The sequence below is a fragment of the Serratia sp. HMSC15F11 genome, from assembly GCF_001808215.1.
Classification (GTDB): domain Bacteria; phylum Pseudomonadota; class Gammaproteobacteria; order Enterobacterales; family Enterobacteriaceae; genus Serratia; species Serratia nevei.
Genome location: NZ_KV792497.1, coordinates 25,421 through 51,364 on the forward strand (window position 1 = coordinate 25,421; position 25,944 = coordinate 51,364).

Annotated in this window: 29 protein-coding genes; 11 read left to right on the top strand and 18 right to left on the bottom strand. The window is 58.4% G+C overall.

What is annotated here, in order from left to right:
- Nucleotide 1 precedes the first annotated feature (1 nt).
- Nucleotides 2-157, bottom strand: a complete 156-nt coding sequence (locus HMPREF3138_RS19800) for a hypothetical protein (RefSeq protein ID WP_223294931.1) — start codon at nucleotides 155-157, stop codon at nucleotides 2-4.
- 142 nt (nucleotides 158-299) lie between these two features.
- Between HMPREF3138_RS19800 and HMPREF3138_RS19805 the strand changes: the two genes are divergently transcribed.
- Both HMPREF3138_RS19805 and HMPREF3138_RS19810 read left to right on the top strand, forming a co-directional pair.
- Nucleotides 300-860 carry a 3'-5' exonuclease gene (locus tag HMPREF3138_RS19805; RefSeq protein ID WP_038877185.1) on the top strand — a complete coding sequence of 187 codons (561 nt, stop codon included), beginning with the start codon at nucleotides 300-302 and terminating at the stop codon, nucleotides 858-860.
- Nucleotides 861-937: 77 nt separating this feature from the next.
- On the top strand, nucleotides 938-2,131 hold the full coding sequence (locus tag HMPREF3138_RS19810; RefSeq protein ID WP_038877183.1) for a multidrug effflux MFS transporter: 1,194 nt from the start codon (nucleotides 938-940) through the stop codon (nucleotides 2,129-2,131).
- A gap of 8 nt (nucleotides 2,132-2,139) precedes the next feature.
- Here the strand turns inward: HMPREF3138_RS19810 and dadX are convergent, their stop codons facing one another.
- The 3 genes from dadX to HMPREF3138_RS26470 all read right to left on the bottom strand — a co-directional run bounded on the left by dadX (nucleotide 2,140) and on the right by HMPREF3138_RS26470 (nucleotide 5,078).
- A complete protein-coding gene (gene dadX, locus HMPREF3138_RS19815; RefSeq protein WP_038877180.1) occupies nucleotides 2,140-3,213 on the bottom strand; it encodes a catabolic alanine racemase DadX in 1,074 nt (357 codons plus the stop codon).
- Nucleotides 3,214-3,289: 76 nt separating this feature from the next.
- On the bottom strand, nucleotides 3,290-4,594 hold the full coding sequence (locus HMPREF3138_RS19820; RefSeq protein ID WP_038877178.1) for a D-amino acid dehydrogenase: 1,305 nt from the start codon (nucleotides 4,592-4,594) through the stop codon (nucleotides 3,290-3,292).
- A gap of 175 nt (nucleotides 4,595-4,769) precedes the next feature.
- On the bottom strand, nucleotides 4,770-5,078 hold the full coding sequence (locus HMPREF3138_RS26470) for a hypothetical protein (RefSeq protein WP_139145167.1): 309 nt from the start codon (nucleotides 5,076-5,078) through the stop codon (nucleotides 4,770-4,772).
- Nucleotides 5,079-5,129: 51 nt separating this feature from the next.
- Between HMPREF3138_RS26470 and HMPREF3138_RS19825 the strand changes: the two genes are divergently transcribed.
- Entirely contained in the window at nucleotides 5,130-5,447 is a 318-nt protein-coding gene (locus HMPREF3138_RS19825; protein WP_038877175.1) for an antibiotic biosynthesis monooxygenase family protein, read from the top strand.
- Nucleotides 5,448-5,493: 46 nt separating this feature from the next.
- On the opposite strand, the gene zinT is transcribed toward HMPREF3138_RS19825, so the two are convergent.
- On the bottom strand, nucleotides 5,494-6,144 hold the full coding sequence (gene zinT, locus HMPREF3138_RS19830; protein ID WP_038877173.1) for a metal-binding protein ZinT: 651 nt from the start codon (nucleotides 6,142-6,144) through the stop codon (nucleotides 5,494-5,496).
- A gap of 312 nt (nucleotides 6,145-6,456) precedes the next feature.
- On the opposite strand from zinT, the gene HMPREF3138_RS19835 reads away from it, so the two are divergent.
- The gene (locus HMPREF3138_RS19835; protein WP_038877171.1) at nucleotides 6,457-7,992 is read left to right on the top strand and encodes a SpoVR family protein; all 1,536 of its coding nucleotides are present in this window, start codon (nucleotides 6,457-6,459) and stop codon (nucleotides 7,990-7,992) included.
- 57 nt (nucleotides 7,993-8,049) lie between these two features.
- Here the strand turns inward: HMPREF3138_RS19835 and fadR are convergent, their stop codons facing one another.
- Nucleotides 8,050-8,769 (bottom strand): fatty acid metabolism transcriptional regulator FadR, encoded by a 720-nt coding sequence (fadR, locus tag HMPREF3138_RS19840; RefSeq protein WP_038877169.1) that lies wholly within the window; start codon nucleotides 8,767-8,769, stop codon nucleotides 8,050-8,052.
- 243 nt (nucleotides 8,770-9,012) lie between these two features.
- On the opposite strand from fadR, the gene nhaB reads away from it, so the two are divergent.
- The 3 genes from nhaB to HMPREF3138_RS19855 all read left to right on the top strand — a co-directional run bounded on the left by nhaB (nucleotide 9,013) and on the right by HMPREF3138_RS19855 (nucleotide 12,280).
- Complete coding sequence (gene nhaB / locus HMPREF3138_RS19845; RefSeq protein ID WP_038877168.1) at nucleotides 9,013-10,578, top strand: sodium/proton antiporter NhaB; 1,566 nt, start codon at nucleotides 9,013-9,015, stop codon at nucleotides 10,576-10,578.
- Nucleotides 10,579-10,698: 120 nt separating this feature from the next.
- Complete coding sequence (gene dsbB / locus HMPREF3138_RS19850) at nucleotides 10,699-11,229, top strand: disulfide bond formation protein DsbB (RefSeq protein ID WP_038877166.1); 531 nt, start codon at nucleotides 10,699-10,701, stop codon at nucleotides 11,227-11,229.
- Between the two features lie 685 nt (nucleotides 11,230-11,914).
- Nucleotides 11,915-12,280 carry an aspartyl/asparaginyl beta-hydroxylase domain-containing protein gene (locus HMPREF3138_RS19855; RefSeq protein WP_223295905.1) on the top strand — a complete coding sequence of 122 codons (366 nt, stop codon included), beginning with the start codon at nucleotides 11,915-11,917 and terminating at the stop codon, nucleotides 12,278-12,280.
- A 104-nt stretch (nucleotides 12,281-12,384) separates the two neighbouring features.
- On the opposite strand, the gene HMPREF3138_RS19860 is transcribed toward HMPREF3138_RS19855, so the two are convergent.
- The 4 genes from HMPREF3138_RS19860 to HMPREF3138_RS19875 form a co-directional block, all read right to left on the bottom strand.
- Complete coding sequence (locus HMPREF3138_RS19860; RefSeq protein ID WP_025159803.1) at nucleotides 12,385-12,831, bottom strand: YcgN family cysteine cluster protein; 447 nt, start codon at nucleotides 12,829-12,831, stop codon at nucleotides 12,385-12,387.
- Nucleotides 12,832-12,952: 121 nt separating this feature from the next.
- The gene (locus HMPREF3138_RS19865) at nucleotides 12,953-13,609 is read right to left on the bottom strand and encodes a fumarylacetoacetate hydrolase family protein (RefSeq protein WP_004932286.1); all 657 of its coding nucleotides are present in this window, start codon (nucleotides 13,607-13,609) and stop codon (nucleotides 12,953-12,955) included.
- Nucleotides 13,610-13,667: 58 nt separating this feature from the next.
- Nucleotides 13,668-14,702 carry a lytic murein transglycosylase gene (locus tag HMPREF3138_RS19870; protein WP_038877163.1) on the bottom strand — a complete coding sequence of 345 codons (1,035 nt, stop codon included), beginning with the start codon at nucleotides 14,700-14,702 and terminating at the stop codon, nucleotides 13,668-13,670.
- A 28-nt stretch (nucleotides 14,703-14,730) separates the two neighbouring features.
- Nucleotides 14,731-15,003 (bottom strand): YcgL domain-containing protein, encoded by a 273-nt coding sequence (locus tag HMPREF3138_RS19875; RefSeq protein WP_004932294.1) that lies wholly within the window; start codon nucleotides 15,001-15,003, stop codon nucleotides 14,731-14,733.
- A 136-nt stretch (nucleotides 15,004-15,139) separates the two neighbouring features.
- Between HMPREF3138_RS19875 and minC the strand changes: the two genes are divergently transcribed.
- The 3 genes from minC to minE are packed head-to-tail and all read left to right on the top strand — an operon-like array spanning nucleotide 15,140 to nucleotide 16,946.
- Nucleotides 15,140-15,835, top strand: a complete 696-nt coding sequence (minC, locus tag HMPREF3138_RS19880; protein WP_038877161.1) for a septum site-determining protein MinC — start codon at nucleotides 15,140-15,142, stop codon at nucleotides 15,833-15,835.
- Nucleotides 15,836-15,860: 25 nt separating this feature from the next.
- Nucleotides 15,861-16,673, top strand: coding sequence for a septum site-determining protein MinD (minD, locus tag HMPREF3138_RS19885; protein ID WP_016927452.1), 813 nt, complete (start codon nucleotides 15,861-15,863; stop codon nucleotides 16,671-16,673).
- A gap of 3 nt (nucleotides 16,674-16,676) precedes the next feature.
- On the top strand, nucleotides 16,677-16,946 hold the full coding sequence (minE, locus tag HMPREF3138_RS19890) for a cell division topological specificity factor MinE (RefSeq protein ID WP_004932303.1): 270 nt from the start codon (nucleotides 16,677-16,679) through the stop codon (nucleotides 16,944-16,946).
- A gap of 237 nt (nucleotides 16,947-17,183) precedes the next feature.
- Here minE and rnd read toward each other — a convergent pair whose 3' ends face one another.
- From rnd to HMPREF3138_RS19915, 5 genes are all read right to left on the bottom strand, one after another.
- Nucleotides 17,184-18,305 carry a ribonuclease D gene (gene rnd / locus HMPREF3138_RS19895; protein WP_038877158.1) on the bottom strand — a complete coding sequence of 374 codons (1,122 nt, stop codon included), beginning with the start codon at nucleotides 18,303-18,305 and terminating at the stop codon, nucleotides 17,184-17,186.
- Between the two features lie 81 nt (nucleotides 18,306-18,386).
- Nucleotides 18,387-20,075, bottom strand: a complete 1,689-nt coding sequence (gene fadD, locus HMPREF3138_RS19900; protein ID WP_038877156.1) for a long-chain-fatty-acid--CoA ligase FadD — start codon at nucleotides 20,073-20,075, stop codon at nucleotides 18,387-18,389.
- A gap of 209 nt (nucleotides 20,076-20,284) precedes the next feature.
- Nucleotides 20,285-20,875 carry a Slp family lipoprotein gene (locus HMPREF3138_RS19905; protein ID WP_038877154.1) on the bottom strand — a complete coding sequence of 197 codons (591 nt, stop codon included), beginning with the start codon at nucleotides 20,873-20,875 and terminating at the stop codon, nucleotides 20,285-20,287.
- 100 nt (nucleotides 20,876-20,975) lie between these two features.
- Complete coding sequence (gene tsaB, locus HMPREF3138_RS19910) at nucleotides 20,976-21,677, bottom strand: tRNA (adenosine(37)-N6)-threonylcarbamoyltransferase complex dimerization subunit type 1 TsaB (protein ID WP_038877152.1); 702 nt, start codon at nucleotides 21,675-21,677, stop codon at nucleotides 20,976-20,978.
- A 79-nt stretch (nucleotides 21,678-21,756) separates the two neighbouring features.
- The gene (locus HMPREF3138_RS19915; protein ID WP_038877150.1) at nucleotides 21,757-23,673 is read right to left on the bottom strand and encodes a DNA repair helicase YoaA; all 1,917 of its coding nucleotides are present in this window, start codon (nucleotides 23,671-23,673) and stop codon (nucleotides 21,757-21,759) included.
- A gap of 133 nt (nucleotides 23,674-23,806) precedes the next feature.
- Between HMPREF3138_RS19915 and HMPREF3138_RS19920 the strand changes: the two genes are divergently transcribed.
- Nucleotides 23,807-24,151 (top strand): RidA family protein, encoded by a 345-nt coding sequence (locus HMPREF3138_RS19920; protein ID WP_015378124.1) that lies wholly within the window; start codon nucleotides 23,807-23,809, stop codon nucleotides 24,149-24,151.
- A gap of 62 nt (nucleotides 24,152-24,213) precedes the next feature.
- Here HMPREF3138_RS19920 and mdtI read toward each other — a convergent pair whose 3' ends face one another.
- The 3 genes from mdtI to HMPREF3138_RS19935 form a co-directional block, all read right to left on the bottom strand.
- Nucleotides 24,214-24,543, bottom strand: coding sequence for a multidrug/spermidine efflux SMR transporter subunit MdtI (gene mdtI, locus HMPREF3138_RS19925; protein ID WP_016927446.1), 330 nt, complete (start codon nucleotides 24,541-24,543; stop codon nucleotides 24,214-24,216).
- A complete protein-coding gene (mdtJ, locus tag HMPREF3138_RS19930) occupies nucleotides 24,530-24,898 on the bottom strand; it encodes a multidrug/spermidine efflux SMR transporter subunit MdtJ (RefSeq protein ID WP_004932327.1) in 369 nt (122 codons plus the stop codon). The genes mdtI and mdtJ overlap by 14 nt, the downstream gene beginning before the upstream one ends.
- A gap of 552 nt (nucleotides 24,899-25,450) precedes the next feature.
- The coding region (locus HMPREF3138_RS19935) for a bifunctional 4-hydroxy-2-oxoglutarate aldolase/2-dehydro-3-deoxy-phosphogluconate aldolase (RefSeq protein ID WP_246828740.1) at nucleotides 25,451-25,944 on the bottom strand (494 nt) is incomplete at its 5' end.

Here is a 25,944-nt window from a genome sequence, read left to right on the forward strand (position 1 = left end):
GCTATTTGGGGATATGGGGCTCGGAAATGTCTACGATGCGGCATATTTTGGTGTAGTTGCCCGCCTTCTCACAGATCTTGTCCGTGACGAACACGCTAAGGTAGCCCAGCAGCAGCAAGTAGCCAACCATGCACAGAATAAAGATAAGCGTTCTCACCGATAGCGACCAACCACACAAGAGTATCCCAAGCATCATAACCTGAACGCGGCGCTTTAAAAGGATTTCATGTGCACACCGGCCGCATCGGCGCACGTTCTGTAGTAACATTAAGCCACCACGCCACCCACCGGAAACGCCGATGCACCATCTGATGTTAGATATTGAAACCCTGGATATAAAACCCAGCGCCGTCATCCTGGTGGTTGCGGCGGTGTTTTTCGATCCCCGAACCGGGGAGCTGGGCGCCGAATTCGAAGCCGCCGTCAGCAGCCAGAAAGACCAACCGGGCCGTACCATCAGCCTGGATACGGTCGCCTGGTGGGCGAAGCAGTCCGATGAAGCGCGCAAGCAGGCCTTCGGCGGCACCGAGAGCCTGAAGCGCGTGCTGAGCAACCTTAGCCGCTTCATCCATATGAACAGCACCGATACGGTGAAAGTCTGGGGCAACGGCAAAGAGTTCGACTGCGCGATCCTCGAGCACGCCTTCCAGCAGCTGGAAATGCCCTGCCCGTGGAAATTCTGGGATACTCAGGATGCGCGTACGGTGATCACGCTGGCGGAACTGCACGGCTTTAACCCGAAAAAGACCCGCCCGTTCGAAGGCATGCCGCATCGCGCGCTGGATGATGCTCGCCACCAGGCCCGCTATGTGGCCGATACCGTCTCGGCGCTCTATTACCGCCAGGGGGCGCAGCGCTGACCCGCTTTGCCCCTTTTCATTTACCGCCAGAGTCTCTACTCTAGCCCTCTTTGTCACTCGGACGTGCCTTTCCTGTTATGCAAAAGTTTCTGTTTATGCTTCTCAGCCTGGTGCTGCTCGGCCCATTAGGCATCGATCTTTACCTGCCGACCATTCCCGCCATTGCCGTCGGCCTCGGCAGCAGTGAAGCGCTGATCCAATCCACCATATCGCTGTTTATACTGGTGCTCGGCCTCGGCCAGGTCATCGCCGGCCCGCTGGTCGATAACTATGGACGCAAGCCGGTGGCGCTGGCCGGCATTATCCTCTACATGATCGGCGCCGCGATGGCGGCGCTGGCCACCAGCCCGACGGTTTTCATCGCTTCGCGTCTGCTGCAAGGGGTAGCGGTTTGCTGCACCGCCGTCGTCGCCTTCAGCGGCGTGCGCGATCGCCTGAATGGCGACGACGCCGCCCGCGCTTTCGGTTTTCTTAACGGCACGCTGAACATCATCCCAGCGCTGGCGCCGCTGCTCGGTGGCCTGCTCGCCGAAGCCTTCGGCTGGCGCGCGCCTTTCTGGTTCCTGGTCGGCTATGCGCTGCTGGTGTTGGTGCTCATCGCGCTGCGCCTGCCGGAAACCCGCCCCGCTGATACCGTGCCGGTCAAAGGGCTGCCGGTGCGCCAATACGCGCGCATCCTCAGCGAACGCCGCTTCCTCTCCTTTGCGGTGGTGAACTCCGGGGCGATGGGCATGGCGCTGACCTACGTTTCTCTGGCACCGAACGTGTTGATGGGTACCGCCGGCCTGACCCCGCTGCAATTCTCGCTGGTGTTCGGCGCCAACGGTTTCTGGATCATGCTGGTCAGCTTCTTCGCCAACCGCATCATTCACAAGGTCGGCCGCCCGGTTTGTCTGGCGACCGGCGGCATGTTGATGGGGTTGGGCTGTCTGGGCCTGCTGCTGGGCGTCATGCTGTTGCCTGCAACGGCGCAAGCGCACTGGCTGGCGTATATGCTGCCGGTCGCCAGCGCCTGCGCCGGGTTGGCGTTCGTGATGGGCCCAGCCACCAGCTACGCTTTGGAGCCGTATTCCAATGAGGCCGGCGTCGCGTCCGCGCTGGTCGGTTTCGTGCAGATGGCGGGCGGCGCCGCGCTGGGTTTGGTGGCGATGGCGTTGCCGCTGCAACCCAAGCTCTCGCTGGCGCTGGTGATGCTGGCAGGCTGCCTGCTGGCGCTGCATGCGCGGCGGCTCAGCAAGCAGATTAAAGGGCAGATTAGAAAAGTCGCCTGAGCCACGGCTCAGGCTTCGGTGACGACCGGCACCCGCGCCGCTAAGGCCGACAGCAGCTCATAGCCTAACGTCCCTGCCGCCGTGGCCACCTCGTCCACCGGCAGGCGTTTCCCCCACAGCTCCACTTCGGCGCCCAGTTCGACTTGCGGACAGGGCGTCAGATCCACCGCCAGCATGTCCATCGATACCGTTCCCAGCGTGCGCGTCAGTACACCATCCACCCATACCGGCGTACCGGTCGGCGCATGGCGCGGATAGCCGTCGGCATAGCCGCAGGCCACCACGCCGATACGCTGTGCGCCGGCGGCGCTGTAACGGCCGCCATACCCCACGCGATCGCCAGACTTCAGCTGTTGAATGCCGATGATCTCGCTGCTCAGCGTCATCGCCGGCTGCAGCCCCGTTGCCGCAACATCATTCCAGCAACCGCTCGGCGAAGCGCCATACAGAATGATCCCAGGGCGGACCCAGCTGCCATGGGTCGAAGGGTGCCACAGCGTGGCGGCCGAGTTGGCCAGGCAGCGCGGCAGCGGTATATCGGTAGCCGCCGCCTCGATGGTGGCCATCTGCTGGGTTACGCCTTCCGGGCCGTCGGCGGTAGCGAAATGGCTCATCAGCGTAAGTTCGGCGATATTGGCAACCGCCTGCGCTCTTTGCCACACCTCGCGCAGCCGCTCGGGTGCAAACCCCAACCGATTCATGCCGCTGTTCACTTTCAGATAGACATTGAGCGGCGCGCTCAGCGTGGCGTCGGCGATCGCCGCCAGCTGCCAGTCGCTGTGCACCGCCGTCGTCAGGCGATAACGATCGAGCAACGCCAGATCCTGCGGCTGGAAGAAACCTTCCAGCAGTAGAATCGGCCCTTGCCAACCCAATTCGCGCAACAGCACCGCTTCGGCCAGATCCAGCATGGCGAAGCCGTCGGTTTGTGCCATGCTGCGCCAAACGTGGTTGATGCCGTGGCCATAGGCGTTGGCTTTGACCACCGCCCACACTTTGGCGCCGGGGGCGAAACGGCGCACCACCTGCAGGTTATTTTCAATCGCGCCGAGATGCATCGTGGCGGTTATGGGACGGGGCATCGGTTCTCCTTGGGGCAGCATACAGCGGCCACGCGCGCCTGCGCGTGGCCGGGAAAGTCTATGACAGCGTTGACGATTAACGTGCGGGATGCACGTCGTTCAGCGGAACCGCGTGTTGCTGGCGAAACCCGGCGCTGTAACGCGCCACCGCCAGATCATCGGAAGGGATCGCCGGCGTAATGCCGGACATCAGATCGGACAACAGCTGCCCGGAACCGCAGGCCATCGTCCAGCCCAACGTGCCATGCCCGGTATTGAGATACAGGTTCTTCAGCGAAGTGCGGCCGACAATTGGCGTGCCGTCCGGTGTCATCGGCCGCAGGCCGGTCCAGAACGTCGCGTCCGCCACTCTGCCGCCGTTCGGGTAGAGATCGCGTACCACCATCTCCAGCGTTTCACGCCGTTTTTGCTCCAGCTGCGTGTTGAAACCGACGATCTCCGCCATGCCGCCAACGCGAATACGCTGGTCGAAGCGCGTGATGGCGATTTTATACGTCTCATCCAATACCGTAGAGAACGGCGCCGCCGCTTCGTCGGTGATAGGAATGGTCAACGAATAGCCCTTCAGCGGGTAAACCGGTATCGACACCAGGCCGCGCAGCAGCGCCGTGGAGTAGGAGCCGAACGCCACCACGTAGCTATCGGCCTTGAACACTTCCTCGCCACACTGCACGCCGGCGATCTTGTCGCCCTCCACCAGCAGACGATCGACGCTGCGGTTGAACAGAAAAGTCACGCCCGCCTGCTCTGCCATCTTCGCCAGCTGTTGCGTAAACAGCTGGCAATCGCCGGTCTCGTCGTTCGGCAGCTGCAGACCACCGGTCAGCTTGTGCGCCACCTGGGCCAGCGCCGGCTCAACGCTGGCGAGCTGGCTGGCCTCCAGCAGTTTGTAAGGCACCCCGGCATCTTCCAATACCGCAATGTCTTTCGCTGCGTTTTCGAACTGTTGCTGGGTGCGGAACAGCTGCAGCGTGCCGCCCTGGCGGCCTTCGTACTGGATGCCGGTTTCCTGCCGCAGCGCCTTGATACAGTCGCGGCTATATTCTGCCAGGCGCACCATGCGGCCTTTGTTGGTCATGTAGTGTTCGGTGTTGCAATTTTTCAGCATCTGCCACATCCAGTTGAGCTGGAAGCTGCTGCCGTCGAAACGGATCGCCAACGGCGCATGGCGTTGGAACATCCACTTGATGGCCTTCAGCGGCACGCCCGGTGCCGCCCAGGGAGCGGCATAGCCCGGTGAAATCTGCCCGGCGTTCGCCGCGCTGGTTTCCAATGCCGGGCCAGGCTGACGATCGATCACCGTCACCTCATGCCCCGCCTTCGCCAAATACCAGGCACTGGCTACGCCCACCACTCCACTACCTAAAATTACCACTCGCATCGCTGACTCCAGCTCAAGGCTTCACAAAGCATAATCTTCTGCTCACAGGAAATTAACTCAGTGAAAAAATCCGTCCAACAACTTCATCATCAAACGTGACAATATTCACAATTAATTTATCGTCGATGGCCCGCGCATTTGCAATAGCCGCCAGAAAATAGCGATAAGATACGGTTTAAGGGGGATTATGGCGCAAGGTCACCCCTGGCTCGCTAGCATTGCTATCATTGATAGCATAGAAAATTGGCGTGATAAGCAACATGGATTTAACAGAATATAAAAATATCAGCCAACCCATAAATAGAATAAAAAACCACAAAAGAAAAAAATACCAAAACAACTGGCAAATAACGGCGCCCCCCGCTGCAGCAGAAAAATCGCGTAAATTTTCAGCCCTCAATAGCCTTATTTTTATTGCTGGAATAAAGCGGCCGCTCACTGTGGCGTCATCTTGTTTTCGCTGCAGCACGATATGAACGTTCAAGCCCCCAGCCGCACCTAGAGTTCATACTGTCGCTATTCAGGAGAACCTCGCATGTTCATCGCTCTCTATCAGTTCTCAGTCAAACCCGGACACGAACAAGCCTTTCGCCAGGCTTGGCTTGAATTGACCCAAGGCATTTATCTGCAGCGCGGCAGCCTCGGCTCCCGCCTGCACCGTGATATGGGCGGGCAGTTTATTGGCTACGCGCAGTGGCCAAGCCGCGCCGCATGGGAAAACGCCGGTGATATTCAGCTGGATGAGCGCTACCGGCAAGCCCGGGAGCGAATGCGCGCGACTTTGTTGGCGGATGAAACGTTGTTTGAAATGGAAGTGACGGACGATTACCTGCAAATCAGGCCGTTTGACTGACTATAAGCCCACGTGAGTGGGCTTATACCTGCGTGAGCGAGCGGCATCAATGGTGCAGCATCTCGTCCACGACTTCTTTGGTCTGCAGCTGGAATGGGTAATAGGTCGGCCAATTGTCCATCTCTTTCAGCAACGCCTCTTGCGATGTGTTGCCCATAAAGATATGGAAGTGCGCCGACTTGCGCGGACCGATAATGTGATCGCTGAACTGCACGAATTTCGGCGCCAGGCTGCCGGCATCCTGGCATTCGAACAGATAACGCACGCCCTTTTTACCTGAGACATACGTCAGGATCTTATGCCCGGCGTACTTATACTGGCAGGCGCTGGATTGGTCGCCGCGGTGAAATTCCATGACGCCGTTCTCAATGCCGATGGTATCCACGTCGGTGGCGTACCCTTTGCGGTAATAGGCCTTCACTTCTGCGAAGGTCTTGCTCTTATCCTGCGCCGCCTTCTTCTTGAACACCGGATCGAGCTCCCCATTGAGCAGATAAGGATACACGGATTGCCACACGCCCTCCCAATCCGCCAGGTCGCGATCTTTGACGTCTTTATCGTCGAATACGCCCGCCTCCGCCTTTTTTTCCACTTCCGTCAGCGGCTTGCCATGTGAATGATGCCCGTGGGCAAGCGCCTGCCCGCCGATAAACAACGCTGCCAGCGCCACCGCCAGTTTGCCAAAATGCCTCGCCAAAAGATGCTCCTTGTCCGTCATTGAGAAAACAAAAAGTTACAATATAACATAACAAATTTCAATCCCTGTCGCGCTGCAGAGTATCTATTGCGCCCCCCTGCCGCAGGGTTATACTCGAAGAGGAAGCGCGGCGCTGCGCCGCCTTCTGCCGGGACGGACGCGGCGCCAGCGGGCGCTGGATTGACTGCCGTTCGCTCCCCTGCGTACCGACATTTTTATTTCACTGATTTGCAACGGTTAATTATGACTTGAACTATGCTTGTTACAGGGCCTGCCGTTTGAGCAAGACCCGTGAATAATGAGGGTGCGCTGATGACTACTTCAACACATGAAAAGGTTAAGGATGATAAACGTCTGAGCGATGGACCGGACTGGACGTTCGAGCTGCTGCAGGTGTATTTGGAGCAGATCGACCGCGTCGCCAAGCATTACCGGCTCGGCACCTACCCCCATCAGATCGAGGTGATCACCTCCGAACAGATGATGGACGCTTATTCGAGCGTCGGCATGCCGATCAACTATACCCATTGGTCCTTCGGCAAGAAGTTCATCGAAACCGAACAGCGCTACAAACAGGGGCAGCAAGGGCTGGCCTATGAAATCGTCATCAACTCCAATCCCTGCATCGCCTACCTGATGGAAGAGAACACCATCACCATGCAGGCGCTGGTGATGGCGCACGCCTGCTATGGCCATAACTCGTTCTTCAAGAATAACTATCTGTTCCGCAGCTGGACCGACGCCAGTTCCATCGTCGATTACCTGCTGTTCGCCCGCCACTACATCAGCCAGTGCGAAGAACGCTACGGCGTCGATGAAGTGGAGCGGTTGCTGGACTCCTGCCACGCGCTGATGAACTACGGCGTCGACAGGTACAAACGCCCGCAGAAAATCTCCCTGGTAGAAGAGAAAGCGCGCCAGAAAAGCCGCGAAGAGTATCTGCAAAGCCAGGTGAACACGCTGTGGAAGACCCTGCCGCGCGTCGAACGCGAAGAATCGCCGGAGCAGGCGCGCCGGTATCCGAGCGAACCGCAGGAAAATATCCTCTATTTCATCGAGAAGAATGCGCCGCTGTTGGAACCCTGGCAGCGTGAGGTGCTGCGCATCGTGCGCAAGGTCAGCCAGTATTTTTACCCGCAAAAGCAGACTCAGGTGATGAACGAGGGCTGGGCCACTTTCTGGCACTACACCATCCTCAACCATCTGTACGACGAGGGTCGGGTGACCGAGCGGTTTATGCTGGAGTTTTTGCACAGCCACACCAACGTGGTGTATCAGCCGCCGTATAACAGCCCGTACTATAACGGCATCAACCCGTATGCGCTGGGCTTCGCCATGTTCCAGGACATCAAGCGCATCTGCCAGTCGCCAACCGAAGAAGACCGCTACTGGTTCCCGGACATCGCCGGCAAAGACTGGCTGGACACCTTGCACTTCGCCATGCGCGACTTCAAGGACGAGAGCTTTATCAGCCAGTTCCTGTCGCCCAAAGTGATGCGCGATTTCCGGTTGTTCACCGTGCTGGACGACGATCGCAACAACTATCTGGAGATTGCCGCGATCCATAACGAAGCCGGTTACCGGGCGATCCGCCAGGAGCTGTCGGCGCAATACAACCTGAGCAACCATGAGCCGAACATTCAGATCTGGAACGTGGACCTGCGCGGCGACCGCTCGCTGACGTTGCGCTACATCCCGCAAGAACGCACACCGCTGGATAAGAGCCGCCGCGACGTGTTGAAGCACCTGCATCGCCTGTGGGGCTTCGACGTGATCCTCGAGCAGCAAAACGAAGATGGCAGCGTGGAGTTGCTCGATCGTTGCCCGCCGCGGCCGACGCCGCTGTAACCGCCACAACGACAAAGGGCGCCGCAGGGCGCCCTTTCTGATTTCATGAATACGCGATTAGCGACGCGCTTCAGTCAGATCGCTCGGCATGGTGCCCTGCATGCTCTGCCAAATCGCCCCGCTGTCTTTACCGTAGTTGCGCACGGTATCCATCACCTGGTCGTACAGCTTCTCATGGCACAGCGTGGACAGCTTGCTGTAGAAGATTAGCGCCAGCTTGCGCGCTTCCGGGTTGGAGAAGTAGTAACGGCCCACGCGGGTGTACAGCCCTTTCAGGCCGTTGAAAATCAGGCCGTAGATCGGGTTGCCGGAAGCAAACGCCAGGCCGCGGAAGATCTCATAATCGAGCAGATTGAAAGCGTCCGCCTGATCTTCTACCTCGGCGGCCTTCGCCAGCACTTCCTGGGCCTGTTCCGGATGATTGCGCACCGCGGCGCGAATAAAGATCGACGCGATATTGGTGCGCACCGACAGCAGGTTGTCGATCAGCTGCGGGACGCTCTTGTGATCGAGACGGGCCACGGTCTCAAGGATATTGAGGCCGGACGTTTCCCAGAAATTGTTCACTTTGGTCGGTTTGCCATGCTGAATGGTCAACCAGCCATCGCGGGCCAGACGTTGCAACACTTCACGTAACGTGGTGCGCGTGACGCCAATCAACTCCGAAAGCTCACGCTCCGCGGGCAAAATAGAGCCAGGGGGGAAGCGATTATTCCAAATACTCTCAATAATGTACTCTTCCGCGAAACCGGCAGGACTCTGCGCCTTTATGACCATGTGTTTGACGTTCCGTTGCGACGATAAAATCAGTAAAAGTAATCAGCTCATCATACCAGATCGTGCTGACATGACATAGCGTGAGCGAAAAACAATAAACGAAAGTGTGCATAAAGTGGCAAAAAACGCGCAAAAACACCGGCCGTCAGAAATTTGCCACCGTAAAACAAGCTCCGGTTGCGCCCGCCCCCGCCGCATTGTTAGGGTACGTGCTACGACTGATTTAAGGATGCATAAAGGACAATGGAAACAACCCTGCGCAGCGCCCTGCTCAAAAACTTTCTGGGGCAATCTCCCGACTGGTACAAACTGACTATTCTCATTTTCTTGGCGATCAACCCCTTGGTGTTCTTCTTCGCCAGCCCGTTTGTCGCGGGTTGGCTGCTGGTGGTCGAGTTCATCTTTACCCTGGCGATGGCGTTGAAATGCTACCCGCTGCTGCCGGGCGGCCTGCTGGCGCTGGAGGCGGTGGCCATCGGCATGACCAGCCCGGCGCAGGTCTCGCAGGAAATCGAACATAACCTGGAAGTCTTGCTTCTGCTGGTCTTTATGGTGGCCGGCATCTACTTTATGAAGCAGCTGCTGCTGTTCGTCTTCACCAAGCTGCTGCTCAACATCCGTTCGAAAACGCTGCTGTCGCTGGCGTTCTGCCTGGCCGCCGCCTTCCTTTCCGCCTTCCTCGACGCGCTGACGGTCGTGGCGGTAGTGATTAGCGTGGCTACCGGCTTTTATTCCATCTATCACAACGTGACGTCGAATCGCCCCGATGGCGACATCGGCGATGACAGCGATTTCACCGGTGAAGAGCGCAAGCAGACGCTGGAACAATTCCGCGCCTTTCTGCGCAGCCTGCTGATGCACGCCGGCGTCGGCACCGCGCTCGGCGGGGTCATGACCATGGTAGGCGAGCCGCAAAACCTGATCATCGCCAAAAGCGCGGGCTGGGGCTTTATCGATTTCTTCCTGCGGATGGCGCCGGTCACGCTGCCGGTGTTGGTGTGCGGTCTGCTGGTCTGTTGGCTGGTAGAGCGTTTTCGCCTGTTTGGCTATGGCGCGCAGTTGCCGGCGGCGGTGCGCGACGTGCTGAAAGAGTATGATCGCAAAGCCACCGCCGGCCGCAGCAGGCAAGAACGCCTCAAGCTGGTGATGCAGGCGCTGATCGGCGTTTGGCTGGTGCTGGCGCTGGCCTTCCATCTGGCGGAAGTTGGGCTGATCGGCCTGTCGGTGATCATCCTCGCCACTTCCCTGTGCGGCGTAAACGACGAACACGCCATCGGCAAAGCGTTCCAGGAAGCGTTGCCGTTCACCGCCCTGCTGACGGTGTTTTTCACCGTGGTCGCGGTGATCATCGAGCAGCACCTGTTCAGCCCGGTGATCCAGTTTGTGCTGCGCGCCGACCCCGCCTCTCAGCTTTCGCTGTTCTACCTGTTCAACGGTCTGCTGTCGTCGGTTTCCGACAATGTGTTCGTCGGTACGGTTTATATCAACGAGGCGCGCGCGGCGCTGGAGACCGGCACCATCGCGCTGAAGCAGTTTGAGCTGCTGGCGGTTGCCATCAATACCGGCACCAACCTGCCTTCGGTTGCCACCCCTAACGGCCAGGCCGCTTTCCTGTTCCTGCTGACGTCGGCATTGGCGCCGCTGGTGCGTCTGTCGTATGGCCGCATGGTGTGGATGGCCCTGCCTTATACGGTGGTTCTGACGGTGGTCGGTCTGCTGTGCGTCCAGTTCACGCTGGAGCCGGCGACCGAGCTGCTGACGCAGTGGCATTGGCTGGCGCTGCCGCCCATCGACGCCGTCGGCCACTAAGGCGGCGCCGGCAGGGTGAACCGACTATTTTTACGCTGAATCCGGCCCAGGTGGCTGGCAGCGAGAAGGAATTGGTTTACACTGCCGGTTCAATTGCTTACTGCATGGAAGAATCTAGATATGTTGCAATTCTTTAACCGCTGTTCACAAGGACGCGGCGCCTGGCTGCTGATGGCCCTGACAGCGTTGGTGTTGGAACTGGTCGCGCTCTATTTCCAGCACGTTATGCTGCTGCAGCCCTGCGTCATGTGCATTTACGAGCGTTGCGCGCTGTTCGGCATCCTCGGCGCCTCGCTGGTGGGTGCCATCGCGCCGAAAACCCCACTGCGCTATGTGGCGATCTTGCTGTGGATCTACAGCGCCTGGGAAGGCGTACAGCTGGCGTGGAAGCACACCATGATCCAGTTGCACCCTTCGCCGTTCAATACCTGCGATTTCTTCGTCAGCTTCCCTTCGTGGCTGCCGCTGGACAAATGGCTGCCGGCGGTGTTCCACGCTTCCGGCGACTGCTCCGTGCGCCAATGGCAGTTCCTGACGCTGGAAATGCCACAGTGGCTGGTCGGCATCTTCGGCACCTACCTGCTGGTGGCACTGATTGTGCTGATCGCACAATTTGTTCGCCCACGTCGCCGCGACCTGTTCGGCCGCTGATCGGCAGACAAACAAAAAACGGCGCCGAAAGGCGCCGTTTTTTTAGGGTATTGCGGTCAAATTCAGAGATAACCCCATTTCAGGTATGCGTAAGGAAATAAACGAGCACAATCAGCGCTCCAGCCACGGCAAACAGACGGATCATTTTCATTGTTATACTCTCGAACATGCGGGAGAGCGGCCAAATTACCCAACTTATCGTTTAAAAAGAAGCATTCCGGCTCGGTTAAGCGCGTAATTTACATAACATTAAACTTCTGCGATGTTGGCGGGCAACAACGGGCGGCAGCAGCGCTTTCCTTTCCGCCTTAGAGCAGCAATAAATTACCGTTACTTATGAACCACTGCGTCTTTGTCACATTCAGAGCACAATATTTTGGTGAAGTTTGCCCATAAAATCCTTATAGTATCGGCAAAGTGAGTATTACCGATTTCCCTGGTGTTGTTGTGTGTCTTGCCCCTCATCTTTGCAGGGGCTTTTTTCCTTCCCCCCTCATTTGATTGGCGAATATTCCCCTTTATCCCAAGCCCCGCTCACCGTTCGCGCACTAATGATTAAAATCATTCGCGATGCTTTCCTTATGCTGAATGACGTTGTGATTTTCACCCTTTCTTTCGGTGAGCCAGGCCCTGTCTCTGCCTGACTGCATAGGCGGTCAGCGAGATCCCCGGCATGCGCACCGCGATGTTTTCGATCCTTAAACCGCACTATCACATCGTGCCCCACAAGGGCCCGACCCGTGCCGTGGTGCGTGCGCACCTGGGGTTGATCGTGCCAAAGGATCGGGAAAGGCTGTGGATCCGCGTTGACGATCAGATCCTGCACTGGGATGAGGGCAAGGTGATTCTGTTTGATGATTCCTACGAGCACGAGGTCCGCAACGACACCGACGAGCTGCGTACGGTGCTGTTTATCGATATCGACCGGCCGATGGACAAGGTGGGTACGGCGGTGAATAAACTGCTGTTCAGCCTGATCAAAGCCAGCCCGTATGTGAAGCAGCCGCTGAAAAATCTGGCTAACTGGCATCGCCGCGATAAAAAAGCGTGAAGTGGCGGTTATGCCATAACCCCCACGCCCGACGGTAGCGCGCTAGATAGCACAGAGGACGGAATGTCTGAATACGCCGCCCTCTTGCTGCCCAAGGGGTGACGTTACCTGGCCCAGTCCGGCTTGTTGAGGATATGATCCTGCCAGTCCACGACTTCGCTCTCGCGCACCGCGATATGCCGCACCGTGATGCGCTCGCCGTGCATCGCCGCCTTGGAGCCACTCAGCAGCGGATGCCAAGGGAACAGCGGTTTGCCTTCACCGATCAGGCGATAGGCGCAGGTCGGCGGCAACCAATCGAAGGTCGTGAGGTTCTCGCGCGTCAGTTTGATGCAGTCCTCTTCCAGCTCGAAGCGCCGCTCATAGTTACGGCATTGGCAGGATTTGATGTTGAGCTGGTTGCAGGCTACGTTGGTAAAATAAATCTCGTCGGTATCTTCGTCGATCAGCTTATTCAAACAGCATTGCCCGCACCCGTCGCACAGCGATTCCCACTCTTGTTCTGACATTTCCGCCAGCGTTTTCTGTTGCCAAAAAGCGAGTTGTGACATGTTAGCGTCCGGTTTCGGTAAATGGATAAGTCACCTGCGCACAGGTTCGAGGGGGGACTATATAGACATTTTAACCACAAGATGCAAGCTTTGCCGCCGACGGCGCCGGCGGCAAGAGAGATCAGATCACGCGGGTGCTGAGCGTTTTGCCGTTCAGGCTGATTTTAAGCATGTCGCCGGAGGCCATCGGGCCCACGCCCTGCGGCGTGCCGGTCAGGATGATGTCGCCGGCGCGCAGCGTGAAGAAACGGCTCATGTAGCTGATAAGCGGCAGGATCGGCGTGATCATGTCACGCGTATTGCCCTGCTGGCGCAGTTGATCGTTAACGGTCAGCGACAGCTCGGCATTTTGCGGATCGCCGAATTCCGCCACCGGGATAAACCCCGACATCGGGCAGGAACCGTCGAAGGCCTTGGCCTTTTCCCAAGGCTGACCGGCTTTTTTAAAGCCCGCCTGCAGATCGCGCAGCGTCAGATCGAGCGCCACACCGTAGCCGGCGATCGCCCGCGCAACGCGGTCTTCGTTGGCCTGTTTCAACGGCGTGCCGATCAGTACCGCCAGCTCCACCTCATGATGCACCGCACCGAACTCTTTCGGGATGGCCACCGGCTGGCGAATATCGCACAGCGCCGTTTCCGGTTTGATAAACACTACCGGCTCGACGGAAACCGCGCTGCCCATTTCCTTGATGTGATCGGCGTAGTTGCTGCCGACGCAGACCACCTTGTTCACCGGGAAATCGAGCAGCGAACCCTGCCAGTCTCTATGTTGATACATACCGCTTCTCCCAAACTGTAGAGGCTTGGCGCGCCAAGCCGATTATTGGTGGGCCGGATCAATGCCCGATCGCGTCCGCCATCATACCCACGGCGAGGGCGAAATAGTAAGAGCGATTCCAGTGCATGAGGGTGCGAAAATTATCATAGACCAGGAACGTCCGCCCCTGCAGGTCATCCGGCGCGATGATCCAACCGCGCTGAACGGCATGCGGCAACGCACTGCCATCCGCACGACGCACCCCGCGTTGTTGCCAGGCATTGACGCTGCGCGCCTGCGCGTCTTTCAACCCCAGCTCGGCCCGATTGAAACCGGCGGGCAATTTGACCTCGCGCCCCCAGCCGATGCCGGCCTGCCAGCCCTCTTTGGACAAATAACGGGCCGTAGACGCGAAGACATCATCAATGTTGTTCCAGATATCGATGCGCCCGTCACCGTCGCCGTCCGCCGCGTAGCGCAAGAAGGAGCTCGGCATAAACTGGCATTGCCCCATTGCGCCTGCCCAGGAGCCTTTCAGCGGCGTATCGCCGACGTGCCCCTGCTCGACTATCTGCAACGCCGCCATCAGCTCCTGACTGAAAAAGGCCTCGCGGCGCCCTTCAAACGCCAGCGTCGCCAGCGCAGACACCACGTCTTCCCGACCCTGAATCTTACCGTAGGCGCTTTCCATGCCCCACAGCGCGATGATATAGCGCCCCGGCACCCGATAGCGCTCGCTGGCGCGCGTCCATTGCGCCTGGCGCTGCCGGTACAGTTCGCGCCCCTGGCGTACCTTGGCGGGCGACATCACACGCCGCAGGTAGTCATCCAGGGTGACCTTCTGCTCCGGCTGATTGCGATCGGCCTTGATCACCCGATCGACGAAATGTATTTGCGCAAAAGCACGGTCAAGGGTGCTCTGGCTGATGCCCTGCTCCCGCGCCTGGCGCTTGAGTTGCTCGACATACGCCGGGAACTGCGCCGGATCCCGGCCGCTCGCCGCCAGCGTCGCCTCCAGTGCCGCCTCCAGTGCCGCCTGCGGCGCGCCCGGTATCAGCACACCGCCCAGCGCCAGCCAGGCGGCCAATACGGTTCTTCTCGCCGAACGTGTCATCGCGCCTCCCCTGGCCATAGCCGCCGTCTCAGGCTTTGTCGCCCGCCAGATGCTGATTGAGCAGGTTTTCTACCGGCGGCGGGAACTGCAGGTAATAGCCTTCGTCTTTCAACGCCTGCTTCACCTTTTCGATATCCGCCGAGGCCAATTTCTTGCGCTCATCGAGCGAAAGCATCATGGCGAATTGCGGCACACCGAAACTTTTCATCAGCTCTTCCGGCACACGAGAGAAATCGTCTTTTTTTTCGACATAAAGATAAGTTTGATCGCGTTTCGGGCTTCTATAGATCACACAAAGCATTTTTTTAACTCTATTTAATTGAGGGAGCGTCTTGCCTGGATATAACTCTGACTATAACATGCTTATAGTACATCGGAATATCGCACCCCGAGTGGTATTCCGGGGATTTAAAGTTGCTGAGACTGAGTCAGGATAGATGTCACAATCGCCAATTGAGCTAAAAGGCAGCAGTTTTACCCTATCGGTTGTTCATTTGCATAATTCGCAGCCTGAGGTAATACGTCAGGCGTTACAGGAGAAAGTTGAGCAAGCGCCCGCTTTTCTGAAAAACGCCCCTGTTGTTATCAACGTCGCAACGCTGGATGGCGATGCGAACTGGAAAGAACTTCAACAGGCTGTCGCGGCAGCAGGTCTGCGCGTTGTGGGTATCAGCGGTTGCAGAGATGAGCGTCAAAAGCGCGCGATAGCCCGTGCCGGGCTGCCGCTGCTGAGCGAAGGCAAAGGCCAAAAGATGGCGGCGCCGGAGCCTGCGCCTGCGCCCGTGGTGGCGGATAACGCCCCCGCCAAAACGCGTATCATCAGCACGCCTGTCCGTTCCGGCCAACAGATTTACGCCCGCAACTGCGATCTTATCGTGACCAACAGCGTCAGCGCCGGCGCCGAATTGATTGCCGACGGCAACATTCATGTCTACGGCATGATGCGCGGTCGCGCACTGGCAGGCGCGTCAGGCGACACGCAATGTCAGATTTTTTGCACCCACCTGGCGGCTGAGCTAGTCTCTATCGCAGGGCAGTACTGGTTGAGCGACCAAATCCCGTCCGATTACGTCGGGCAGGCCGTACGACTCAGCCTGTTGGATAACGCTTTAACCATACAACCTTTAAACTAAGCCCTTTTGACAAGGAATCCATTTCATGGCACGCATTATTGTTGTTACATCGGGTAAAGGGGGCGTTGGCAAGACCACTTCGAGCGCGGCCATCGCTACCGGCCTGGCCCAGAAAGGCAAGAAAACCGTCGTGATCGATTTCGATATCGGCCTGCGTAATCTTGACCTGATCATGGGCTGCGAACGTCGGGTAGTGTATGATTTCGTGAACGTGATTCAGGGCGATGCCACGCTGAATCAGGCGTTGATCAAAGACAAACGCACTGAAAACCTCTATATCCTGCCTGCTTCGCAGACGCGCGACAAAGACGCGTTGACCCGCGAAGGCGTTGAAAAAATTCTCAACGATCTCGGCGAGATGGATTTTGACTTCGTGGTGTGCGATTCACCGGCCGGTATCGAAACCGGTGCGCTGATGGCGCTGTACTTCGCCGACGAAGCTATCATCACCACCAACCCGGAAGTGTCTTCGGTACGCGACTCCGACCGTATCCTGGGCATCCTCTCTTCCAAGTCACGCCGCGCCGAGAAAGGCGAATCGCCAATCAAGGAACACCTGCTGTTGACCCGTTACAACCCGGGCCGCGTCAGCCGTGGCGACATGCTGAGCATGGAAGACGTGCTGGAAATCCTGCGCATTCCACTGGTGGGTGTGATTCCGGAAGACCAGTCCGTGCTGCGCGCTTCCAACCAGGGTGAGCCTGTCATTCTGGATGCCGAGTCAGACGCCGGTAAGGCGTACGACGATACCGTTTGCCGCTTGTTGGGGGAAGAACGCCCATTCCGCTTCATTGAAGAAGAGAAGAAGGGTTTCCTGAAACGCCTTTTTGGGGGATAAACCATGGCCTTATTAGACTTCTTTCTGTCCCGCAAAAAACAGACAGCCAATATAGCCAAGGAACGGCTGCAGATTATCGTCGCAGAGCGTCGTCGCGGGGACAGTGAGCCCCCGTATCTGCCTGATCTGAAACGCGATATTCTGGCGGTTATTTGCAAATACATTCAGATCGATCCTGAAATGCTGCACGTGCAATTCGAGCAGAAAGGGGACGATATTTCGGTACTTGAACTTAACGTGACATTACCGGAATCGGAAGAAGCTGCTAAATGATTGCGACGCATTAATTACCCCCTGTATATTTTGTGCAGGGGGTAACTGTATGTGCATCCAGTTATTAAGCTTTATCGGCAGCAAAAAAGCGATTTTTCCCTTTGGGACAATTCCCAATTAACTTTGCCGCCGCCTCGTTTAAAGTAAATTCTGGCCAGATTTACCTTCAACGCATTATTTCCTGCCTATATTCACCCGAGCAGAGTTTCCCTACCCTGCCCTGGTGATAATCAGCGTTTAATAATCTTTCAGGATGTCCTGCAGCGGTGCCATTAATAGATCGCCGCGCCAGCCGCTGATTAATTCAGGGCGACTTTCGCCGTCCTTCAGTTTCCAATGCCAGTTCAGCAATTGGTTAATTTGGCGACGGGATGCCAGCAATTCGCTGCTCAACCCGCTTTGCTCGCTGACGGCAGCAATCGCCGCCTTGATGTCTTTGAACACCTTCTTGTAGCCCGGCTGATCGATAAGGTTAGCCAACGGCGCCGGCAACTCGGATTCTTCCAGCGCTTCGGCTTCCGCCACCAGCGCCAGCAGCGTTTTACCGTGATAACGGATCTCCGGCCCGCTCAGGCCCAGCGAATCCAGTTCTCCCAGCGAAGACGGCATATAGCGCGCCACCTGCCACAGGTTTTCCTCACGCACCACGAAGTTCACCGCCAGATCGCGCTCGCGCGCCTGGCGCAGCCGCCATTCCGCCAACTTCTGCAGACAACCGAGCTGACGCGGGCGCAGCTGCCAGGCGTTGCTGATTTCACGGTAGGCCAATGCCGGCGCCAGCGTCTCGCTACGGCGCTGGCACAGCAGCAGACACTCGTTATTGGCCGCCGCGGTCCAACCGGCCTCTTCCGTCTCCTGCACCAGCTGTTTGGCCATCGGTAGCAGATAGAACACGTCGGCAGCCGCGTACACACACTGCCTTTCGGTCAGCGGACGCGCCAGCCAGTCGGTGCGCGACTCGCTCTTGTCGAGCTCAACCTTCATGTACTCCGCCACCAGCGTCGCGAAGCCACAGGAGAGCGGCCGGCCGGTAAAGGCCGCCAGGATCTGGGTATCGACCATCGGCGTCGGCAGCGTTTTAAAGGCGTTGAGAAACACTTCGAGATCTTCACTGCCGGCATGCAGGAACTTCACCACGGCGGTGTCGGCCAGCAGGTCGACAAACGGCTGCCATTGCTTGATCGGCAGAGGATCTATGAGGGAGAGTTGTTCACCGTCGTAGAGCTGGATCAGGCCCAGCTGCGGATAGTAGGTGCGCGTTCTGACAAACTCGGTGTCCAGCGCAATCTGGGCATGCTTTCTCGCCTGCTCGCAGACCTGCTGCAATCCGGCATCGGTAGTGATCAACTGATAATTCAAAACATCATTCTCTTGTAGGATTCAAACACAACAACGCCGGCATTCACCGGCGTTGTTGATAGTCAGGCGCGAGAGCGACACCTAGGCGGCATCGGCCGGTTTTGGTGTTTTTTGCTCATCACGCAGTTCTCGCCGCAAAATCTTGCCGACGTTCGACTTCGGCAGTTCATCGCGGAACTCAACAATTTTAGGCACTTTATACCCGGTCAGGTGGCGACGGCAATGGGTCAACAGCTCTTCCTTGGTCAGCGAGGCGTCTTTCTTCACCACGCAGATCTTCACCGTTTCGCCGGAGACTTCGCTGGGCACGCCGATCGCCGCACATTCAAGCACCTTCGGATGCTGGCTGACCACGTCCTCGATTTCGTTCGGGTAAACGTTGAAACCGGAGACCAGGATCATGTCTTTCTTACGGTCGACGATGCGCACAAACCCCTGATCGTCTACGGTCACCACATCACCGGTCGCCAGCCAGCCGTCTTTCAGCACTTCGTCGGTGGCGTCCGGGCGCTGCCAATAGCCTAACATAACTTGCGGCCCTTTGACCCACAGTTCGCCGGGTTCGCCCGACGGCACATCGTGACCGTTGTCGTCAACCAGCCGAATGTCCGTCGACGGCACCGGCAAACCGATGCTGCCGCTGTAGTGTTTCAGATCGTAAGGGTTACCGGCCACCAGCGGCGCGCACTCCGTCAGGCCATAGCCTTCCAGCAGGTGTTTGCCGGTGGTTTGCTCCCACTTCTCGGCCACCGCTTTTTGCACCGACATCCCGCCGCCGACCGAGAAACGCAGCGTAGAGAAATCGAGCTTGTGGAAATCCTCGTTGTTCAGCAACGCGTTGAACAAGGTATTGACCCCGCTCATGACGGTGAACGGATATTTGCCGAGTTCCTTCACCAGCCCCGGAATATCGCGCGGATTAGTGATCAGCAAATTGCGCCCGCCCAGGTCGATAAACAGCAGGCAGTTCACCGTCAGCGCGAAAATGTGATACAGCGGCAACGCCGTCACCACCAGTTCCTGCCCTTCGCGGAACAGCGGCAAATAGGCGGCTTTGGCCTGCTCGAGGTTGGCCTGCATGTTGCGGTGCGTCAACATCGCGCCCTTTGCCACCCCGGTGGTGCCGCCGGTGTATTGCAGGAAGGCCAGATCGGCATTAATGATGTCCGGTTTCACATATTGCAGACGCCGGCCGCGCTGCAGCGCGCTGCGGAATGAAATGGCGTCCGGCAGGTTGTATTTCGGTACCAGGCGCTTAACGTACTTGACCACGAAGTTGACCAGCGTGCCTTTGGCGGCCGAAAGCTGATCGCCCATGCGCGTCAGGATCACGTGTTTGATCGGGGTGTTGAACACCACTTTTTCCAGCGTATGGGCAAAGTTGGAGACGATGACGATGGCGCTGGCACCGCTGTCGTTCAACTGGTGCTCCAGCTCGCGCGGGGTATACAGCGGGTTGACGTTGACCACCACCATGCCGGCGCGCAGAATGCCGAACAGCGCGATGGGGTATTGCAACAGGTTTGGCATCATCAGCGCGACGCGGTCGCCCTTCTTCAGGCCCAGTTCATTTTGCAGGTAAGCCGCGAAAGCCCGGCTGCGTTCTTCCAGTTTGCGGAAGGTCATCACCTCGCCCATGTTGATAAAGGCAGGCTGATCGGCATAGCGTTGCACGGCATGCTCAAACATTTCGATCAACGACGAATAGCGATCGGCATCAATCTCTGCGGGCACATCTGCCGGATACCGTTTTAACCAGACCTTATCCAAGGTATTACTCCTGAAATCATTACTAATTATCATCGCAGCCCTCAAACTCGCAGCCTAACCATAACAATATTTTAACTCAGCAGACCAGTTTGGGTTTTAAACATTATTCAGGTTGCGATGTACGTCACTAATTGTCGGATATTCCTTATCCCAAAAAACAAAAAGGCGGCCTGAGCCGCCCTGTCAAATTTGTTCACATCAAGCGTATGCTACTCGGTTACAATGGTTTGCACCTGTGCCGGGCCAGGGTTATACCAGCCATAGCCTGCCCCCCAACCGGGCCCCCACGGGCCACCGCGCCAGCCCCAAGGGCCCATCGGCGCCGGCGGCATCACCACCTGCTGCACCAGATGCCAGCGTTTGAAACCGGTCACGTTCATCGTCACGAAGCGATACGGCGTCATGCCGATCCGCCCCTCTTTCAGCCCGGTAATAGGGCCGACGACGGTCACCAACTGGCCTTTGAAATCAACCGGTTCGAGGAAGCCGTTTACCGTGGCCAGCAAGCGGCCGCGCGACGGTTCGCCCAGTATCGGCCGTGCACCGCTGTCGAGCGGCACCGCCGCAATCTCCAGCACCGTGCGCCCTTGCTCATTGGCGACGTTGACCACGGTGCCGCCGAAGCGGGCTTCCGCGCCGGTAAACAGGTTCGGTGCATTTTGTACCGAGGAAAGCTGAGTCACCGGCGAGGGGCTGGTGCCTTTGATCGCATCCGGTACGGTGACGCACCCGGTCAGAACCAGCGCGCCGCAGGCGACGGCCAGCAGCGACAGCTTTTTACTTGCAGTGCGGATTAACATGGTCGCAATCTCCTGAAATGCCTGTAACTTTGACCGCGTTTCATCGTTCAAGTTGCAGGCTTTCGTCGCCCGGCCTCAACAACAGCACAATACGCCGCGCTTACTCGCGGCCCGGCAGTTTTTTCCAGGTCACTTCATTGCGCAGATAGGTGGGCTCGGCGTTTTCCACCGCCACCGCCAACCCCTGTTGCCAGGCGTGCAGCGCCAGCGGCAGCATGTCTTGCGCCTGCGGCAACAGCATTTGGCCGTCGCGTACGCTCAGGGTTGAACCGTTGACCAGGTCGGGATAGGTTTGCCAGCCGGTGCCGACGTGGGCCCATTCGCCCTGCAGGCGCTGCGCACGCTCCAGCGCCTGCGCCGGCGACAGCACGGCTTCGCCTTCGCTTGCCAACCAGCTGCCGTCCACCTGGCGTTCGAACTGCCCCCAGTAGACTTCCCCCATACGCGCATCGATCGCCGCCAGCACGCGCGCCGCGCCGCTGACGCGCCAGGCGCCCTGCGCCATGGTTTGCAGCGTGGAAACGCCAATCATCGGCAGATCGGCGCCCAGCGCCAGGCCCTGAGCGATGCCGATGCCGATGCGCACCCCGGTAAAGCTGCCGGGGCCGCGACCGAAGGCCAGCGCGTCGAGCTGGTTGAGCGCCAGACCGGATTCCGCCAGCACCTGCTGCACCATAGGTAAAATTCGTTGCGTATGCTCGCGTGGGCACAGCTCAAACAGGGCGTGGATTTCGCCTTGATTCCAGACGGCGACGGAACAGGCTTCCGTCGCGGTATCGATCGCTAAAATTCGCGTGGACATGCCAACCTCTGGCGGGAATAAAACTGGGTTTTTCATACAGGGCGCGCATTGTAGCACAGCCCCGTAAGCCCTTCATCTTTCACGTGGCCGACGCATCGGCGGCCTGCAGGAAGGCGATGGCCTGCTTCAGATCGCGGGTGCGCGGCGTCGGCGGCAGGCTATTGAGGAACACCTCGCCATAAGGCCGCATCACCAGACGGTTATCGCAAATCACCAGCACGCCGCGGTCGTCAGTGTCGCGGATCAAGCGGCCGACGCCCTGTTTCAGGGTGATGACCGCATCCGGCAACTGCACGTCATTGAACGGGTCACCGCCGCGCAGGCGGCAATCCTCAATGCGCGCCTTCAGCAGCGGATCGTCCGGTGAAGTAAACGGCAGTTTATCGATGATGACGCAGGACAGCGCGTCGCCGCGCACGTCCACCCCTTCCCAGAAGCTGCTGGTCGCCACCAGCAGCGCGTTACCGGCGGCGACGAACTGCGCGAGCAGCTGCCCTTTGCTGGTTTCCCCTTGCAACAGCACCGGCAGCGTCATCGTGGCGCGGAACTCTTCCGCCAACTCGCGCATCATCTGGTGCGAGGTGCATAAAAAGAAGCAGCGGCCGTTGTTGGCTTCGATTAATGGCCGCAGCATGCGCGCCAGCTGGCGGGCCCCGCCGGGCTGATTCGGCGAAGGCAAAAAGCGCGGCACGCACAGCAACGCCTGTTTGGCATAGTCGAACGGGCTCGGCAACAGCAGCGTTTTGGCCTTGGTCAGCCCCAGCCGTTCGGTGAAATGACCCAACTGGTCATTGACCGACAGCGTGGCCGAGGTAAAGATCCAGCTGCCCGGCTTGTCGTCCAGCATTTCGCGGAACCGATCGGCCACCGTCAGCGGCGTCAGCGCCAGCACGAAGTGGCGCGAGTTGCATTCATACCAATAGCTGTAGCCCGGCTCCGTCACCGCTTTCAGCCGCTTAAGCCGCGCGCGGTACAGCGTGGCGCGTTCAAAGGCAGCGTCCAGCAGCGCCGAACGCCCCAGCGACAGCTTCATCACGTCATAACACAGCTCCAGCGCGTCATCGAGCAGCAACAGAGCGCGCTGCACGTTGGGTTCGCCGAGCACGTCGCGCAGATTGCCGCGAAAACCCGGCTCGCCCAGATTCAGGCGAAAATCTTGCGTGCTCAGGCTGAGACGGTCGGCGCTTTTTTGCAGTTGAGCGGCGTCGCGCACCTCGGTGCGGTAGGCGATGGTGATGTCCTTCGCCAGATCCAACAGTTGGCGGCTGGTGAGCTGCTGGCCGAAATACTGGCTGGCGATGTCGGGGATTTGGTGCGCCTCGTCGAAAATCATCACCTCGGCTTCCGGGATTAGCTCGGCGAAACCGCCCTCTTTCACCACCATATCCGCCAGGAACAGGTGATGGTTCACCACCACCACATCCGCATCCATCGCGCGGCGACGCGCCTTGACCACGAAGCAATCCTGATACAGCGGGCAGTCGCTGCCCAGGCAGTTGTCATTGGTGCTGGTCACCAATGGCCAGACGAAGCTGTCTTCCGCCACTTCGCTGCAGGTGCTGATGTCGCCCTCTTTGGTCTGCGACGACCACTTGCGCAGCTGCACCAGATCGATCAGCGTCTGCCCCGCCAGTTCGCCGCCGGCCATCGACTGCTGCTCCAGCCGTTCCAGACACAGGTAGTTGGAGCGCCCCTTCAGCAGCGCCAGCTTGCCTTTGTACTTCAAGGCCTTGGCAACGGTAGGCAGATCGCGCGCATACAGCTGATCCTGCAACGCTTTCGAACCGGTCGAGATGATCACTTTACGATCGGCGCGCAGCGCCGGCGCCAGATAAGCGAAGGTTTTGCCGGTGCCGGTGCCGGCTTCGACCACCAGCTCCTGCTTGAAATTGATCGCCTCGGTAACGGCTTGCGCCATCTGCCGCTGCGGCTCACGCGGTTTGAATCCCTTGATAGCCTGCGCCAATGCGCCGTCTGTTGCAAAATCGTCTGTCACGCTGTCTCTCTGCCGGTGTCATTCAGCGGTGATTATGCCAAGCCTGCCGCCCGGCTACCACCCACTTTATCGCCGCGCATTTTCATGACCGGCTGTGCTACCCTTAGCGCGACTATGATATGGAGATAAGCAAATGAATATCGAAAGAATTGATCCCGATCAGCGCTGGTCCGAAGCCGTGGTGCACAACGAGACCGTTTACTACACCAGCGTGCCGGAAAACCTGGACGACGACGCGACCGCGCAGACCGCCAACGCCCTCGCCGCCATCGACGTGCTGCTGGCGCGCGTCGGTTCGGACAAAAGCCGCATTCTGGATGCCACCATCTTCCTGGCCAACACCGCCGACTTCGCCGCGATGAACGCCGCCTGGGACGCCTGGGTGGTCGCCGGCAGCGCGCCGGTGCGCTGCACGGTGCAGGCGCAGCTGATGAATCCGAAGTACAAGGTGGAAATCAAAATCATCGCCGCGCTGTAAGCCTGAGCGCAGACGAAAAAAACCGCAGACGGCAACGCCTGCGGTTTTTTTATTGCCGGCTATCAGGACAGTTTGAGGATCACCATCCCCGTCAGCAGCAGCGCCAGGCCAATCCAGCCTTTGGCGTTCAACCGCTGGCCGAACATGATCCAGCCTGCGGCGATGGTGGCGGCGATACCGAAACCGCCCCACAGCGCATAAGCGATCGACAGATCGATGCCCTTCACCGCCTGCGCCAGGGCGCTGAACGCGCCGAGTACCGACAGCAGCGACAACAGCCCCAGCCAAATTTTGCGGAAGCCGTCCGACATCTTCAGGAAGATGTTGGCGATGATTTCCAGCACGATCGCCAGTCCCAGGAACCCAATGTGGTACAACTCAAACTGTTGCATGGTTGTCACCTCGCGGGCTGACCTGTTTTCGCTCTTTGCGGGTGCCGGATTTCACCAGCATGATGCCGGCGATCAGCGTCGCCAGGCCCAACACCTTCAGCGCCGAGATCGGCTCGTCGAACCACAGCACGCTGAACAGGGTAATGAACAGAATGCCGATGCCTTCCCACAGCGCATAGGCCACGCCCAGCGCCACGCGTTTTACCGCCACCGACAGCAACACATAAGAAGCGGTGATCATCACGTACATCACGATGTGCCCGATCATGCCGCCATTGACGCTGGCGTATTTCATCGACAAGGTGCCGATGATTTCGGTCATGATGGCCAAACCTAAAAAGATCCAATAAATCATAATTTTTCTCCCAAACGGCGAATTACGCGCGCCAAGGCATATTTATCCCGATTTATCTCGTCGAACGGCCGTATTGCGGCGCGCAAGACGCAGAGTTCCCTGGGGATAAACTGACCCAAACGCAAAAAGAATGTTTGCCCGGCTGAACGGTAGCGTGAAGGCCTAAGCCCGCCACCTGCACCGGTTAAGGGAGAAAGACGCTATAGCTCGCTGCACCAGTGATGCTCACTGGCAAGGATCGCAGACAGGAAGAGTTGGCAAGTAGAGGTTCTGAGGGTAGTTCCGTTAATAGTCATCATAATAGTTCTCTATTATCAGCCGCACACCGTGCGATTTGCCCAATATCCTCATAAAAGTAAAATTTTCGACTGAGATATTTTTACCACAGCCAAAATGAGAAAGCAAACTGCCGTTTTCATAAAAAAGCAGAAAAAAACGGGTTAAAAATAAGAAAGTTAATCTCGATAAAAATTAAAAAAGGCTCAACGAAGCGTTGAGCCTTGCGACATTCGCGGGTGCGCAAATAAGCGCCAACCCCAGGCGCGGTGCGGGTTACAACGCAGCCCCGCTGACGGCGCTGCGCGCCAGTTCAGTGATGCGCGCATAGTCGCCGCTTTCGAGCGCATCCGCCGGCACCAGCCAGGAACCGCCGATGCAAAGCACGCTTTTCAGCGCCAAATAATCGCGGTAGTTGCTCGGCGTAATGCCGCCGGTCGGGCAAAAACGCACCTGCGGGAACGGGCCGCCGATCGCCTGCAGCGCCTTCACGCCGCCGTTGGCTTCCGCCGGGAAGAATTTGAATTCGCGCAGGCCGTGATCCATACCTTGCATCAGCTCGGAAACGGTGCTGATGCCCGGGATCAGCGGGATAGGCCCCACCGTCGCCGCCTGCAGCAAGGCTTCGGTCAGCCCCGGGCTGATGGCGAACTGCGCCCCCGCCTCGGTCACCTCCCGCAGCTGCTGCGGATTGATCACCGTACCGGCGCCGATGATGGCCTCCGGCACCTCGTTGGCAATAGCGCGGATAGCCTCCAGCCCGCAGGCGG